This window comes from Oryzifoliimicrobium ureilyticum (assembly GCF_037199735.1).
Lineage (GTDB): Bacteria > Pseudomonadota > Alphaproteobacteria > Rhizobiales > Rhizobiaceae > Rhizobium > Rhizobium ureilyticus.
Genome location: NZ_JBBBVQ010000004.1, coordinates 239,945 through 252,762, shown reverse-complemented (window position 1 = coordinate 252,762; position 12,818 = coordinate 239,945). Strand labels below are relative to the sequence as shown.

The window sequence follows — 12,818 nt, the reverse complement described above, 5'->3', positions numbered from 1 at the left end:
GCAGCGACTTGGTCGGTGTCGGCATCCCCAATCATGATGACCTCGACCGCTTCGCCGGCCTCGTCGTTTAGAGGCAAAGGCGCACTGACAAATGTCATCAGAGCGACGACGAGTGCGCTATGAAGGAAAAGCGAGCTGCCGCAAACAGCCAGGAGCCGCTCACGCAGCGGATGTCGAAGCGCCGCCTTGTCTGCAAGGTCGATCGCCACGGAAGGGACATTTGCCGCTGCCTGAGCTTCAATCGAAGGACTTTGAGGGAATGCGCCGATCTCGGCATGGCGCCTATAATGAATGACAGCTTCGGGTTCTGGAAGGCGCGGCGCATTTGCAAGATCCGAGATCTCGTGACCTGGCAGGCGATCGATGCCCTGCCCGTCCTGGGCAGCACTCCAACGCTGCATGCCATCAACCTTGGCAGATCGCATCGCTCTTGCCATTCTAGCCTCTCCAGGTTCTCAACGATGCGGCCTTGCCGGCCACAACCTCATCCTTCGAAGGGAACAGAGACCTGAGAGCGCGTTCTCAGCATATCCAGACAGGCGCGCGCACTTGGTCCATCGCAGGCAGGCGCGTCATTGACGACGATGCGCTTGACGCCAGCACATGTCACATTGGGTAAGTTGAACTTGCGCACCCGCGTCTTGTCTTGCGGGATTTCGCCGAAATCGATCGTCGTGATCTTATCGACGACATTCTTGTCGTTGAAAAAGGCGAGTTCATAGGAGACCTTACGGATTGGCGCGCCAAGACGGTTCGTCAGCACGAAGGTCGCCGCACAGCCATTTTGCAATTGACCAAGTGCATTTAGCTCGACCTCAAGCACTTGCTCGGTCGAACCGGGCGAGACGGGTGACTGCGTTTGCGACATCGCCGCGCTCTCAGACAGAACGAAACCAAGAAGACCAAAAAGACTGGCGGCAACTTGCCGTTTTTGTCGGGCCAAAGCACGCATCGAAGACCTCTCAGAAACTAGACTAACTGTGTCATCTATTCGTGTTTAGAAATTGATGACTGATAAAGTCAAGTTATTTAACGTGATCGTATATTATCTTTGGCGGACAACAACTGATGCTGATGGAAATCGGCATCGAGCGCGCGTGACTGGGCCGGCAATGCCTAGCTCGGGTCGTCACTGACCGTCCGGTTTGATCGATATCAAGATGTAAATTTGGGGGTTTAGTACTGTAGCAACGCTGGAAGGAACCTTTTCAGGCGTCGTACGTTTTTGAACTGACTTGGTGAGAGAGCGAGATGTTTGCGTCAGGCTCCCCTTGCCTTCGTATTTTTCAACGGGCGAAACGCCCCAGTTATGGAGCAAAAATCATGGCTTCTTCCCTTTTCCAGTCCGTCCGTGGCCGCCGCAATGCCAATGGCATGCTGAGCGATATCGAGTCCACCATCGAAGATCAGATCGCTTCTTTGCGTGAAGAAATCGGCAGCCTTTCTCAACTCATCGGCAAGAACTCACGCCGTCAAGGCGAGAGAGTTCGTTCGCAGGCGACAGAAGGCTACGAAGAGCTTCTAGCGCGTGGCGAAGACCTTCTCAATGAGCTTCACCGCGGCTATCGTCGCGGCACTGCTGAGGTCAGCAAAACCGTACGCCGCCATCCGCTCGCCACAGTTGGCGCTGCTGCCGCTGTTGGACTGGCTGTCGCCCTCCTCGCGCGTCGCTAGGAGCACCGATGCTATTAACAATATTGGGCACCCTAATGGGCCCAGGCATTCATTCAACCGTTGCGCGGGTTAAGCGCAACGGTATCCTTGTCGGCATAGCAGTCTTTTTTCTTCTAACTGCATATGTTCTTGCCGTCACAGCCGGAACAATTTGGTTGGCGCATATTTACGGGCCCGTAGAAGCAGCTCTTTTTCTGGCAGCCTGTGCAGTGCTTATTGCCATTGTCATGTTTATCATCATGGCAATCTTCAATGCACGGGATGCTCGCCGCGCGCGGGAACGCAAAGCGGTCGTACAAAGTGCAGCAGCGCTGGGCTTGAGCTTTATCCGAGGCCAGCCGCTTCTTACGGCAGGCATTCTTGCGGCTCTCGTTGCCGCCAATCTTATTGGTAAAGGCGACGACGACTGATCCTCAAAGGGAACGAATGCCGAAGGCCGCCAGCTTCTTGGCGGCTTTTTTATTGGATCATTTCATCGCAGTGGAACTTACAGCCTGGGCCTTACCCTCTTTGTTCCGGTAACGCCCTAACTTGTCTTTCCCAAGCTCGTATTATCCGATTGTCGGCTGGTACTGGTCGGCATGCGCCTACGCAGGCTTCATCAAGACCGTTCCTGGATGAATTCGGAAACAGGCCAGCCGGACCTGTAAGTGTGTCCACAGACACTGCATTGACCTAACACATTAAGAACGTGGGCTAAATTAGCGGCGCAATTCTTACGTGGCTCAGAAGACCGCCATGAAAAAAGGCGGCCCTGCTACAAGCAGGACAGCCTTTGGTGTTCCCATCTGACACGGCCTTAGAAAGCAAAGGCCTTCGATGTAAGCGGCGCCGATGTGGCGTCAGGTCCAAACTCAACTTCACCGGAAATCTGCAACAGTTCCTGTAGGCGCTGGCGGGCACGGTTCACGCGGCTTTTGATTGTTCCAACGGCACATTGGCAGATCTCAGCTGCTTCTTCGTAGGAAAAGCCCGAGGCTCCCACGAGAATGATGGCTTCACGTTGATCCGCTGGAAGTTGCTCCAAAGCCTTGCGAAAATCCTGTAAGTCCAGCGCGCCGTATTGCGACGGATGTGTCGCCATAGACTCGGTAAACAGCCCGTCGCTATCCTGGATTTCACGGCCACTCTTGCGCATTTGGCTGTAGAGCTCGTTTCTCAGGATCGTAAAGAGCCAGGCCTTCATATTCGTACCCATCTCAAAGTGATCCTGCTTGGCCCAAGCTTTCATGATGGTATCCTGCACCAGATCGTCTGCACGGTCGTGACGACCGATTAACGAAATCGCAAATGCGCGAAGACTGGGCAAGGCCGCCAGCATTTCTCTTTTGAAACTTGTCTGCTGCTGCGACATCAAGGTCTCCTCACTTGCCGGTCTTGGCAGAAGACATCATTTCCGCCTGATCGAGCTTCTCGAGAAGATCCAGGAACCGATCCGGAATAGCCTCATCCTGTGCTGCAGCATAAAGCGACCGCAATTTCACGCCTATCTGATTGCTAGGATCGAGAATATCGCCGGAGCGGTTATTCGGAGCCTGGCTTTCAGGATCATCGTTCGTTTTTGCGGTCATTAACTCTTCACTTCTTGATGGGTGCCTTTGGCCTTGGTTGACAGCACGCAACGAGGCGTCACGATGCGGGATTTCATCCGCTGCGCTTCTGTCAGTGTACCTGCGCTCAAAGCTATTCATCTTCGCTCACTTTTGCCATGACTTAGTCGGCATGAACAATGCGGAAGGCGTGAAAAAGTTCCCGAGCGGGGCGGAACTTTTTTTAGGAAGCTGCGTTTTATTGCCTATTAGGGTCTGTCCACGACCCGCAGACGGGAGCCTTTAATGACACTTTCAACAAGAATCGCGCCGCACCTTCCCTACCTGCGCCGCTATTCCCGCGCACTCACCGGCACTCAAACTTCTGGCGATGCCTATGTTGCCGCTGTTCTTGAAGCCATCATAGCGGACCTGAGCATCTTCCCGGATACGTCTAACGACCGTGTTGCGCTCTATAAACTTTTCACGAAATTGTTTGGTTCCACTGCAGTGCAGATCCCTGAGCCTGCTTCTCCTTACGCTTGGGAGCAGCGTGCGACGATCAACCTCGCCAAGGTTCCGCCATTAGCTCGCCAGGCATTTTTGCTGGCTTCGGTCGAAAGCTTTAGAGTGCCTGAGATCGCTGACATTCTCGAAGTCCGGGAAGACGAAGCCATGGGTCTTCTTGACGTTGCATCGAGCGAAATTTCCCGTCAGGTCGCAACCGACATCATGATCATCGAAGACGAACCATTGATCGCAATGGATATCGAGCAGATGGTCGAGAGCCTCGGCCATCGTGTGACCGGCATTGCCAGAACCCACTCTGAAGCCGTTGCCCTGTATGAAAAAACGCAACCGAGCATGGTTCTTGCCGATATTCAGTTGGCCGATGGCAGCTCGGGTATCGATGCGGTCAATGACATCTTGAAGACCTCGAGCATCCCGGTGATTTTCATCACTGCATTCCCTGAACGCCTGCTGACTGGCGAGCGTCCTGAACCAACCTTCCTGGTAACCAAGCCGTTCAACCCAGATATGGTCAAAGCCCTGATCAGTCAGGCTCTTTTCTTCAACGAATCTACCAAGGTTGCTGCCTAATCATGATCTTCCGGCGGGTGTGGAACCATGCCGGAAGAAACGCGTTGCGGTGCTACCAGCATCCGTCTATCGCAGGACGCTGCTTATGGCCTCACCGGGCACAAAGTGCTTGACTGGGGCCATATGCCTGCGATTGATTTTTCACGGTTAGATAGAATTGAGGAAAGGCGGCTTGGTGAACAGTCATCACCGGAGAGCCGAGGCGCACTTGGAGCTTGAGAGTAAAGTTGCACTGATGTCGAATGCGCTGACAAGCGCAGGCATCGGCATAATCTATCAAGACGCCAGCTTATCTTTCATCTTCGCTGAAAATCTTCCTTCTCCTTTCAAGGCAAATTTTGCACCAGGCGGCCGCGATACCGATCTCTATGGCGCCGAGCAGGCCAACCAGCTGAAAGAGCGAAAAACCTCGCTTTTGGCCTCCGGAGCAGCCGACAATGTGCAAGTCGAGCTGATTGTCGATGGTGAAACCCGCACCTACGAACTCAAGATGCAGCGGGTTGGCACCCCTGACGCTTACGGGGTTTTATCCGTCATCTCGGATGTTACAGAAACGAGGCATAGGGAAAAGGTCCTGAAGTCTCTATTAAGGGAACTTTCGCATCGGTCAAAGAACCTGCTTGCCATCATTCAGGGCATCGCAACCCAGACCGCGCGCAATACGCTGTCCCTCGACAACTTCCTCGTTAAATTCCGCGGCCGACTTCAGTCGTTGTCGCATTCCCAGGACCTGATAACGGATTCCAGCTGGCGGGGCGCCTATTTCTTCGAGCTGGCAGAAAAGCAATTTGCACCCTATTGGCCGGAAAACAGAAGCAGCCCGCCGATTTTCGGGGAAAATGCGCATCTTACGCCAAATGCGGCCGTCCATCTTGGGCTCGCCTTGCATGAACTCATTATCAACTCCGCTTCCTATGGCGCCATCGCCGCCGGGACCGGGTCGATTTCCCTCGACTGCCGCCTGGTTCAGGCCACAGGCAAAAGAACCATCGAAATCGTGTGGATGGAGAAATTAGACAAGATCCCCGAAATACATGATCTTGCCGAGACGAGCTTCGGAAAAACGGTTCTCGAACGCGTTGTACCCTCGTCCGTTAACGGCCGATCCGACTTCAAGATCGGTGACGGCCGCATCGAATATCACCTGAGCATCCCCGAAAGCGAGTTTGAGCTGCGGACAGTAGCAAGCAAACTATAGGGCGAGCCAACACCTGATCGATGCTAACGATCGGCACGACGTCAATCTCAACGGGCAGATTCAAGGAGCGTCGCGCGTCGCGTTGGGACAGCGTGGTGATTGACGATAGGACATAAGGTCAAAATAAAAACAGCCAGCGCGAGGGCGACGCGCTGGCTGTTTTACTCACCGGGAGGGGACCGTGAGTAACCGGATGATGCGTTGGGGGCGCGCATGTTAGGGTCGATGCGATCATCATCCGGACAGCTCTACAACGGCCCCGTATAAGTTTGGTTCCACCTGATTTTAAAAAAATCGCTTCCGCGTCGAAATTTGCGAGATAGCAGCTCCGCGCCGCAGGATAGGAATGAATAAAAAGTATCTATCTTCAGTAACTTAACTCAATAATGAAGACCGATATCGCTTCAAAATTTTACCATTTGATAAATTTTTTTTCCTGAGTTACGTTTTCCTCACTGACCATCGAACAAAAAAGAGGGAACTGAGATGGAAGGCAACCCGACTGGGATCCAAGGGGGACGTCTGTCTCCGGCAGACTACGAGGCCAATTTTTCTGATCTTCATCCGCGGCTGGATCGTCATGAAGCGCTCGTGGCGGCGGATCGATGCTATTTCTGTTACGACGCGCCGTGCATGACGGCCTGTCCCACCTCAATCGATATTCCTCTCTTCATTCGTCAAATCGCCACAGGCAATCCGCTTGGTGCCGCGAAAACCATTTTTGATCAAAATATTCTGGGCGGAATGTGCGCTCGCGTCTGTCCCACCGAAGAGTTGTGCGAAGAGGTTTGTGTACGCAATACGGCCGAGGAGCGTCCCGTCGAGATCGGACGGCTGCAGCGGTATGCGACAGACGTTGCCATGGATGCCGACAAGCAGTTTTACGAACGCGCGACACCGACAGGCAAGAAGATCGCCGTTATCGGCGCTGGTCCCGCCGGTCTTGCTGCCGCGCATCGCCTTGCGGTCAAGGGTCACGATGTCGTCATCTATGATGCGCGGCAAAAGCCAGGCGGCCTGAATGAATATGGTATCGCTACCTACAAAGCCGTCGATGATTTCGCGCAGCGCGAAGTCGACTACGTCACAGCCATCGGCGGCATCGAAATTCGCCAGGGAGCGGCGCTCGGTCGCGATCTGTCTCTTGCAGATCTGCAATCGCAATATGACGCGGTTTTCCTCGGGCTTGGCCTTGCTGGCGTCAATGCGCTGAAGATCGAGGGCGAGTCGATGGCAGGGGTTGAAGATGCTGTTGAATTCATCGCCGACCTGCGCCAGGCCAAGGAAAAGGCGACGATCAGCATCGGTCGACGCGTTGTCGTGCTCGGCGGAGGTATGACGGCAATCGATGCGGCTGTTCAAGCCAAGCTCCTGGGCGCCGAGGAGGTGACGATATGTTACCGGCGTGGCAAGGAACATATGAATGCCTCCGAATTCGAGCAGGATCTGGCGACCTCGAAGGGCGTCGTCATTCGTCATTGGCTCGCGCCGCGCGCCGTGCTTTCTGAAAACGGCGTCGTCAAGGGTATCGAAGTCGATTACACCAAACTTGTCGATGGGCGCCTGGCGCTGACGGGCGAGACAGGCTTTATCGCCTGCGACCACATATTGAAGGCAATCGGACAAACGTTTGAAGCATCGGGCCTCGATACGCTCGCCATGGAAGGCGGCCGCATCAAGGTCGATGCGGAAGGTCGCACGACACGCGAGGGCATATGGGCCGGCGGAGACTGTGTGGCCGGCGGAGACGACCTGACGGTATCCGCCGTCGCGCAAGGGCGCGACGCGGCTGAATCCATCCATCGCGCCCTGGCTGCTGCGCAGCCTGTCGTCGCCGTCGCCTGAGGGGAAGCATCATGGCTGATATCAGAAATAACTTCATCGGCATCAAATCCCCAAACCCGTTTTGGCTGGCCTCCGCACCACCGACGGACAAAGCCTACAACGTCGAGCGAGCCTTCAAGGCCGGATGGGGCGGCGTGGTATGGAAAACGCTCGGCGAGGCCGGCCCGCCAGTCGTCAACGTCAACGGTCCGCGTTACGGCGCAATCTGGGGCGCCGACCGCCGCCTTCTCGGCCTCAACAATATCGAACTCATCACCGACCGCGATCTTCAGACCAATCTGCGGGAGATGAAACAGGTCAAAATGAACTGGCCGGATCGCGCCCTGATCGCCTCGATCATGGTGCCTTGTGAAGAGGAAAGCTGGAAGGCCATTCTGCCGCTTGTCGAGGAGACCGGCGCGGATGGCATCGAGCTCAACTTCGGCTGTCCTCATGGCATGAGCGAACGTGGCATGGGCGCCGCCGTTGGTCAGGTACCTGAGTACATTGAGATGGTGGTGCGCTGGTGCAAGCAATATACGCGCATGCCCGTGATTACAAAGCTCACCCCCAATATCACCGATATCCGCTATCCGGCGCGGGCCGCCAAGCGCGGCGGCACGGACGCGGTTTCGCTGATCAACACGATCAACTCCATCACGGCTGTCGATCTCGATAGTTTCGCGCCCGAACCGACAGTAGGCGGTAAAGGCACGCATGGCGGCTATTGCGGCCCTGCGGTCAAGCCGATCGCGCTCAACATGGTGGCGGAAATCGCCAGGGATGCAGAAACACGCGGGATGCCGATCTCAGGCATCGGCGGCATTACGACGTGGCGCGATGCGGCAGAATTCCTGGTTCTTGGCGCAGGCAATGTTCAGGTCTGCACGGCTGCCATGACCTACGGCTTCAAGATCGTCCAGGAAATGATTACCGGCCTTTCGGATTGGATGGACGAGAAGGGCCATCGCACGCTCGACGACATCTGCGGCCGCGCTGTGCCGAACGTTACCGACTGGCAGTATCTCAACCTCAACTATGTGGCCAAGGCGCGCATCGACCAGGATGCCTGTATCAAATGCGGTCGCTGTCATATCGCCTGCGAAGACACGTCACACCAGGCAATCACTTCCATGGTCGATGGCATCAGGCATTTCGAGGTCATGGAAGAAGAGTGCGTTGGATGCAATCTTTGCGTCAACGTCTGTCCCGTGGAAAACTGCATCACCATGGTTCCGCTTGAGGCAGGAACTCTGGACAAGCGCACCGGCCAGTTCGTCGAGTCTACCTATGCCAACTGGACGACCCATCCAAACAACCCGATGGCACGCCAGGCTGCAGAATAACAACCTGATGACAAAGCGATGCGCGCTTGTGGAGCGCGCATCGCGCAACCTTGTATGTTCATGGCAACGCGCAATCGTCTGTCGTGTGCGGATTTCGTTCGTGGGAACTCACTCATAACGCCCCGATCAACCGTGATCGTGGCGGCGGTAGATGCCCTTCAACTCGAATGTGACGCCCTCGGGGTGATAGGTCGTATTTCCCTCACCCGAGAAATACGCGGCGACGATCCGTCCGGTCAGACGTGAACCAAAACCACTGCGTTTTGGCGGAGAGACCGGTGGCCCACCGCGTTCTTGCCATAAGAGATGAAAACTGTCGTTGTCGTCCACAGACCAGGTGATTGTCACAGTGCCCTGCTCGTTGGACAAGGCGCCATATTTCAAGGCATTGGTGGCCAATTCGTAGATCGCCATCGAGAGGCCCAAGGCTTGCTGCGATGAAATCCAGAGCGAAGGACCATCCATCACCGCCCTGCCCTCATGATCGAGATGCGCTTTCATGCTCTCGCGGACGATTTCGCAGATCGTAACGTCCCGGTCCGAGAGATAAACGAGGTTTTGCGCTTCTCCGAGTGCCGTGATGCGATTGCGCACGGTCTCGCGCGCTTCCTCCAGCGTATCGGCGTGACGCATGGTTGCCGTCACGACAGCCGTCGTCACCGCCATCGTGTTCTTGACCCTATGGATCAATTCGCGCTTGAGCATCTCTTCCTTGCGCCGGGCAACAACAAAAGGCGTCGTCTCGATCGTAACGTTGATGATGCCGCGAATATGGCCCTCGTCGTCATAGAGCGGGCTGTAGGAAAAGGTCCAGAAGGTCTCCTCGAGGTAGCCGTTGCGGTCCATCATGAGGCGAAAATCCTCCACGAAGGTACCTTCGCCGGCAAGAGCGCGATCCGTGAAAGACTTCAGATCGTCCCACACTTCCGCCCATAGCTTGGAAAAGGGCTGTCCAAGCGCCCCCTCGGCTTTCATGCCAAGCAGAGAGCCATAGGCTTCGTTGAAAATGATGTTGAGGTCGCTTCCCCAGAACAGGCAGATCGCATGACGCTGTTTCAGCATCATCTCGACAACAGCTTTCAGCGACACCGGCCACTGATCTATCGGCCCAATGCTCGTCGACGCCCAATCATAATCTCGAATGGCCTCGCCCATAGGCCCGCGGTCGCCCGGAAAATCGTGAGTCAAAAACCGCTATCCTCAGTCCTTCATTCAGTCCTCTTAAAAACATGCAGCACGCTTTGCAAACTGAAACTGCATGGAGCTAAATTGCTGAGGCAAATTACCGCGTAGAGCGAACCGAACGCATCGTTTGCCCATCGGTTCGGATGACGGGCCGGCGAACGCTTCAGGGCCTGATCAAACCGCCGGAATAGTCGAGCGCATAGGCCTCGGTCCCGGCGACAGCAATCGTCTCACGACCTTTGAAATGAAAGGCATCGCCTTCATTCCGATCTCGATAAACGCCACTCGGACCTGACCAGTCGAAGCCGCCAAGAAAGCGGCCCTGCCGATACATCTCGGACAGCGCGGCACGGATGGTGTCCCCTGCCCGGGTGCCATCGATGAGATCCGCGCGCGTGATGTAGCCATAGTAATTCATGGCCCAGACAGGCTCGCCGCAAAACCACAACACTTCCTGCCCGATAAAATCGGTCCCCCCGAAGTAGCTGTCGAGATAGCGCCAGTCGCCACTCGTCCAAGCAAGATCATGTGAGCCTTCTCGGCTTGAAGGGGAGGTCTTGCCGCCTCCTACATAGGAAGCAGCTTTCGCCGCGACGATCGTCCGATTGAGGAGATCGAGATCGATCACCTGCTGCCTCCCTCCCTCATCCTCGCTGCCTCACAGCACATGCGTCGGAGCGAAACGAATGCCCCGATTTTTAGAGCGTCAGTTGCCTTCGGCTTATTCATAGAACGCACTGCCCAAAATGCATATCGCGCTCACATGGATTATGTGAGCGCGATCAGTTTTGGGTCAAGCGGCAGTTTGATCAGGAGGCGAGCGCGTAAGCGGGCCGATAACCGGTCGAACCGCGTGTCCTGAACTGCCCGATAAGATCGACAAGCCGATCCGTCTCATGCACCAGTCCTTGCGCAGCAGCCGTCGTTTCTTCGACCATGGCAGCATTCTGCTGCGTCACCTTGTCCATCTGATCGCCGGCTGCCGAGACCTCGCGCAGGCTGAGCGACTGCTCGCGGGCGGCTGTTGCTATGTGATCGATCGCCCCGCTCATACCAGTGACTTGCTCGACGATTTGCTTCAATGCTGCGCCGGATTCGTCGACGAGCTTGACGCCGGCCTGAACCTGGCCGGTCGATGTGGAAATCAGTTCCTTGATTTCCCGCGCGGCGCTGGCCGACCGTTGTGCAAGTTCGCGGACTTCCTGAGCAACAACGGCAAAACCCTTGCCCGCCTCACCGGCGCGTGCAGCCTCAACGCCGGCGTTCAACGCAAGCAAATTGGTCTGGAAGGCGATCTCATCGATGACACCGATGATATTGCCAATCTTTGCCGAGGAGTTCTGGATTTCGCTCATGGCCGAAATTGCACGGGCCACCACAACGCCGCCGTTCTCGGCGTTTTCGCGTGTCGCCGCAACAGATTGCTGCGCTTGGTTTGCGCCATCGGCCGTACCGTTGATGCCGCGCGCGACATCGCCCAGAGCAGCAACGGTCTCTTCGAGCGAAGCGGCCTGCTGTTCGGTGCGGCGGGCAAGATCGTTGGACGCCGTTGAAATCTCCGAAAGTCCGGAGCGGATCGTCGAAACCGCCATGATGACGCTATCGATGGTCTGTTCAAGCGACGAGACGGAACTGTTGAAGTGATCGCGAATGCCTGCATATTGATGATCAACTTCGCCGACCCTGGCCGTCAGATCACCCTTGGACAGGGCATCGAGGCCGGCAGAAATCTGCTGGAACGCATGCTCCATGGATTGCGCATTGGCGAGACGGTCTGCCTCCTGCCGCAGGCGCTCTTGCTCGGCCGAAAGCCGGGCTCGCTCCGCATTGGCTTCTGCAATTTCCTTGGCACGACCGGTTTCCTGGAACACCTTCAGCGACCGCGCCATTGCGCCGAGTTCATGGCGGTGCTCTGCGCCCTCGATCTGTACCTTCTCATCGCCGGAAGCCAGTTTCTCCATCAAGCTGGCCATGGTGCGAACTGCGGACGAAATGAGCTTGCCCGTGAAATAAGCCAGAACCAGACCGATCAGAACCAGAAGACCGCTGATCAGGAACGTCGAGAACTTGGCAGACGAGACGGTATTGTCGACCGAGTCGTCAAGCTTCTTCTGCTCAGCCATGACAGAAGCCTGCAAGTCTTTGAACGAGCTTGCAATCTTTGCGGAAAGTACGTTCAGCTTGGTTTCGCGAATAGCCTTGGTCGCAAGCAATACGTCTCTGACATCAGCCAGACGGCTGGTGTAATTCTGCATCAGCTGCTTGGCACCGGCGAGCCGCTTGCGCTGCAGATCGTTGCTGGGAACTTTTGCGGCTGCGTCGTCGAGAGCCAGAGCTTCGTTCAGCGAGGCTTGAGAAATATCGTAAGCTGCGAAATCGCCAGCATGGATAAAGCGCTCGGAATAATAAAGGCTCTTATTCAAAGCCTCCAAAACGGTGCCCGTTGCATGCAAGGTCGCAACATCGTTCTGGCGCCATGCGCTACGCATCACATCGTTCAGCGCAATGCTGGTCCATGGACCGAATTCCGTCACCTTGCTGATCAGTGCATCGCGGCGCGCTTGCAGTGAGACCACCTGCATGAAGGCGTCGTTGTAAGCAGCAACGTCCTGACGGATCTTGTTCATCCCGTCCTGCAGGACATTGTTTCCCGCAAATCTCGGATCGTTCAGTGCAAAGGCATCGATGCTGGCCTTGAAGGTCTTGACGACATCTGGGCTAGGATCGACCTGAAACTTCTCGACTGCAAGATTGATACTATCAAGCCGTTGGCTGAAGTCCGAGATGGCCAGGCTCTGGCCGGCCTTCTCGCGATAAGACGAAAAGATTCCGGCAAGTCCGTCCATGCCTGAGATCGCGTTCAACGTCAGGAGGCTCATCAACAAAATAAGCGGCAGAAAGCCGAAGGAGATCTGAGCACGGATTCCGAGTTTCTTCCAAAAATGCGACATGTGATCGTCC

12 protein-coding genes are annotated in these 12,818 nt (G+C 55.8%); 6 read left to right on the top strand and 6 right to left on the bottom strand.

Going from position 1 to position 12,818, the window contains the following annotated elements; translation table 11 throughout:
* Positions 1-484 precede the first annotated feature (484 nt).
* Positions 485-868, bottom strand: a complete 384-nt coding sequence (locus VQ830_RS08465) for a hypothetical protein (protein WP_337267697.1) — start codon at positions 866-868, stop codon at positions 485-487.
* 455 nt (positions 869-1,323) lie between these two features.
* Here VQ830_RS08465 and VQ830_RS08460 point away from each other — a divergent pair, with 455 nt between their 5' ends.
* Positions 1,324-1,674, top strand: a complete 351-nt coding sequence (locus VQ830_RS08460; RefSeq protein ID WP_337267639.1) for a hypothetical protein — start codon at positions 1,324-1,326, stop codon at positions 1,672-1,674.
* A gap of 8 nt (positions 1,675-1,682) precedes the next feature.
* Positions 1,683-2,084 (top strand): hypothetical protein, encoded by a 402-nt coding sequence (locus VQ830_RS08455; RefSeq protein ID WP_337267638.1) that lies wholly within the window; start codon positions 1,683-1,685, stop codon positions 2,082-2,084.
* A gap of 389 nt (positions 2,085-2,473) precedes the next feature.
* On the opposite strand, the gene VQ830_RS08450 is transcribed toward VQ830_RS08455, so the two are convergent.
* Both VQ830_RS08450 and VQ830_RS08445 read right to left on the bottom strand, forming a co-directional pair.
* Complete coding sequence (locus tag VQ830_RS08450) at positions 2,474-3,028, bottom strand: RNA polymerase sigma factor (protein WP_337267637.1); 555 nt, start codon at positions 3,026-3,028, stop codon at positions 2,474-2,476.
* 10 nt (positions 3,029-3,038) lie between these two features.
* The gene (locus VQ830_RS08445) at positions 3,039-3,245 is read right to left on the bottom strand and encodes a NepR family anti-sigma factor (protein ID WP_337267636.1); all 207 of its coding nucleotides are present in this window, start codon (positions 3,243-3,245) and stop codon (positions 3,039-3,041) included.
* Between the two features lie 264 nt (positions 3,246-3,509).
* Between VQ830_RS08445 and VQ830_RS08440 the strand changes: the two genes are divergently transcribed.
* The 4 genes from VQ830_RS08440 to preA all read left to right on the top strand — a co-directional run bounded on the left by VQ830_RS08440 (position 3,510) and on the right by preA (position 8,672).
* Positions 3,510-4,304 carry a response regulator gene (locus VQ830_RS08440; protein WP_337267635.1) on the top strand — a complete coding sequence of 265 codons (795 nt, stop codon included), beginning with the start codon at positions 3,510-3,512 and terminating at the stop codon, positions 4,302-4,304.
* Between the two features lie 235 nt (positions 4,305-4,539).
* The gene (locus VQ830_RS08435) at positions 4,540-5,502 is read left to right on the top strand and encodes a sensor histidine kinase (protein ID WP_337267696.1); all 963 of its coding nucleotides are present in this window, start codon (positions 4,540-4,542) and stop codon (positions 5,500-5,502) included.
* A gap of 486 nt (positions 5,503-5,988) precedes the next feature.
* A complete protein-coding gene (locus VQ830_RS08430) occupies positions 5,989-7,347 on the top strand; it encodes an NAD(P)-dependent oxidoreductase (protein WP_337267634.1) in 1,359 nt (452 codons plus the stop codon).
* 11 nt (positions 7,348-7,358) lie between these two features.
* Positions 7,359-8,672 carry an NAD-dependent dihydropyrimidine dehydrogenase subunit PreA gene (gene preA / locus VQ830_RS08425; RefSeq protein ID WP_337267633.1) on the top strand — a complete coding sequence of 438 codons (1,314 nt, stop codon included), beginning with the start codon at positions 7,359-7,361 and terminating at the stop codon, positions 8,670-8,672.
* A 126-nt stretch (positions 8,673-8,798) separates the two neighbouring features.
* On the opposite strand, the gene VQ830_RS08420 is transcribed toward preA, so the two are convergent.
* The 3 genes from VQ830_RS08420 to VQ830_RS08410 form a co-directional block, all read right to left on the bottom strand.
* Positions 8,799-9,860, bottom strand: a complete 1,062-nt coding sequence (locus tag VQ830_RS08420; protein ID WP_337267632.1) for an HWE histidine kinase domain-containing protein — start codon at positions 9,858-9,860, stop codon at positions 8,799-8,801.
* A gap of 160 nt (positions 9,861-10,020) precedes the next feature.
* The gene (locus tag VQ830_RS08415) at positions 10,021-10,485 is read right to left on the bottom strand and encodes a DUF5680 domain-containing protein (protein WP_337267631.1); all 465 of its coding nucleotides are present in this window, start codon (positions 10,483-10,485) and stop codon (positions 10,021-10,023) included.
* Positions 10,486-10,666: 181 nt separating this feature from the next.
* On the bottom strand, positions 10,667-12,808 hold the full coding sequence (locus tag VQ830_RS08410) for a methyl-accepting chemotaxis protein (protein WP_337267630.1): 2,142 nt from the start codon (positions 12,806-12,808) through the stop codon (positions 10,667-10,669).
* Between the last annotated feature and the right edge of the window lie 10 nt (positions 12,809-12,818).

Bases quoted from the DNA above. Each gene is read 5' to 3' on its own strand.
- VQ830_RS08465 (WP_337267697.1), bottom strand. From the start codon at position 868: ATGTCGCAAACGCAGTCACCCGTCTCGCCCGGTTCGACCGAGCAAGTG.
- VQ830_RS08460 (WP_337267639.1), top strand. From the start codon at position 1,324: ATGGCTTCTTCCCTTTTCCAGTCCGTCCGTGGCCGCCGCAATGCCAAT.
- VQ830_RS08455 (WP_337267638.1), top strand. From the start codon at position 1,683: ATGCTATTAACAATATTGGGCACCCTAATGGGCCCAGGCATTCATTCA.
- VQ830_RS08450 (WP_337267637.1), bottom strand. From the start codon at position 3,028: ATGTCGCAGCAGCAGACAAGTTTCAAAAGAGAAATGCTGGCGGCCTTG.
- VQ830_RS08445 (WP_337267636.1), bottom strand. From the start codon at position 3,245: ATGACCGCAAAAACGAACGATGATCCTGAAAGCCAGGCTCCGAATAAC.
- VQ830_RS08440 (WP_337267635.1), top strand. From the start codon at position 3,510: ATGACACTTTCAACAAGAATCGCGCCGCACCTTCCCTACCTGCGCCGC.
- VQ830_RS08435 (WP_337267696.1), top strand. From the start codon at position 4,540: ATGTCGAATGCGCTGACAAGCGCAGGCATCGGCATAATCTATCAAGAC.
- VQ830_RS08430 (WP_337267634.1), top strand. From the start codon at position 5,989: ATGGAAGGCAACCCGACTGGGATCCAAGGGGGACGTCTGTCTCCGGCA.
- preA (WP_337267633.1), top strand. From the start codon at position 7,359: ATGGCTGATATCAGAAATAACTTCATCGGCATCAAATCCCCAAACCCG.
- VQ830_RS08410 (WP_337267630.1), bottom strand. From the start codon at position 12,808: ATGTCGCATTTTTGGAAGAAACTCGGAATCCGTGCTCAGATCTCCTTC.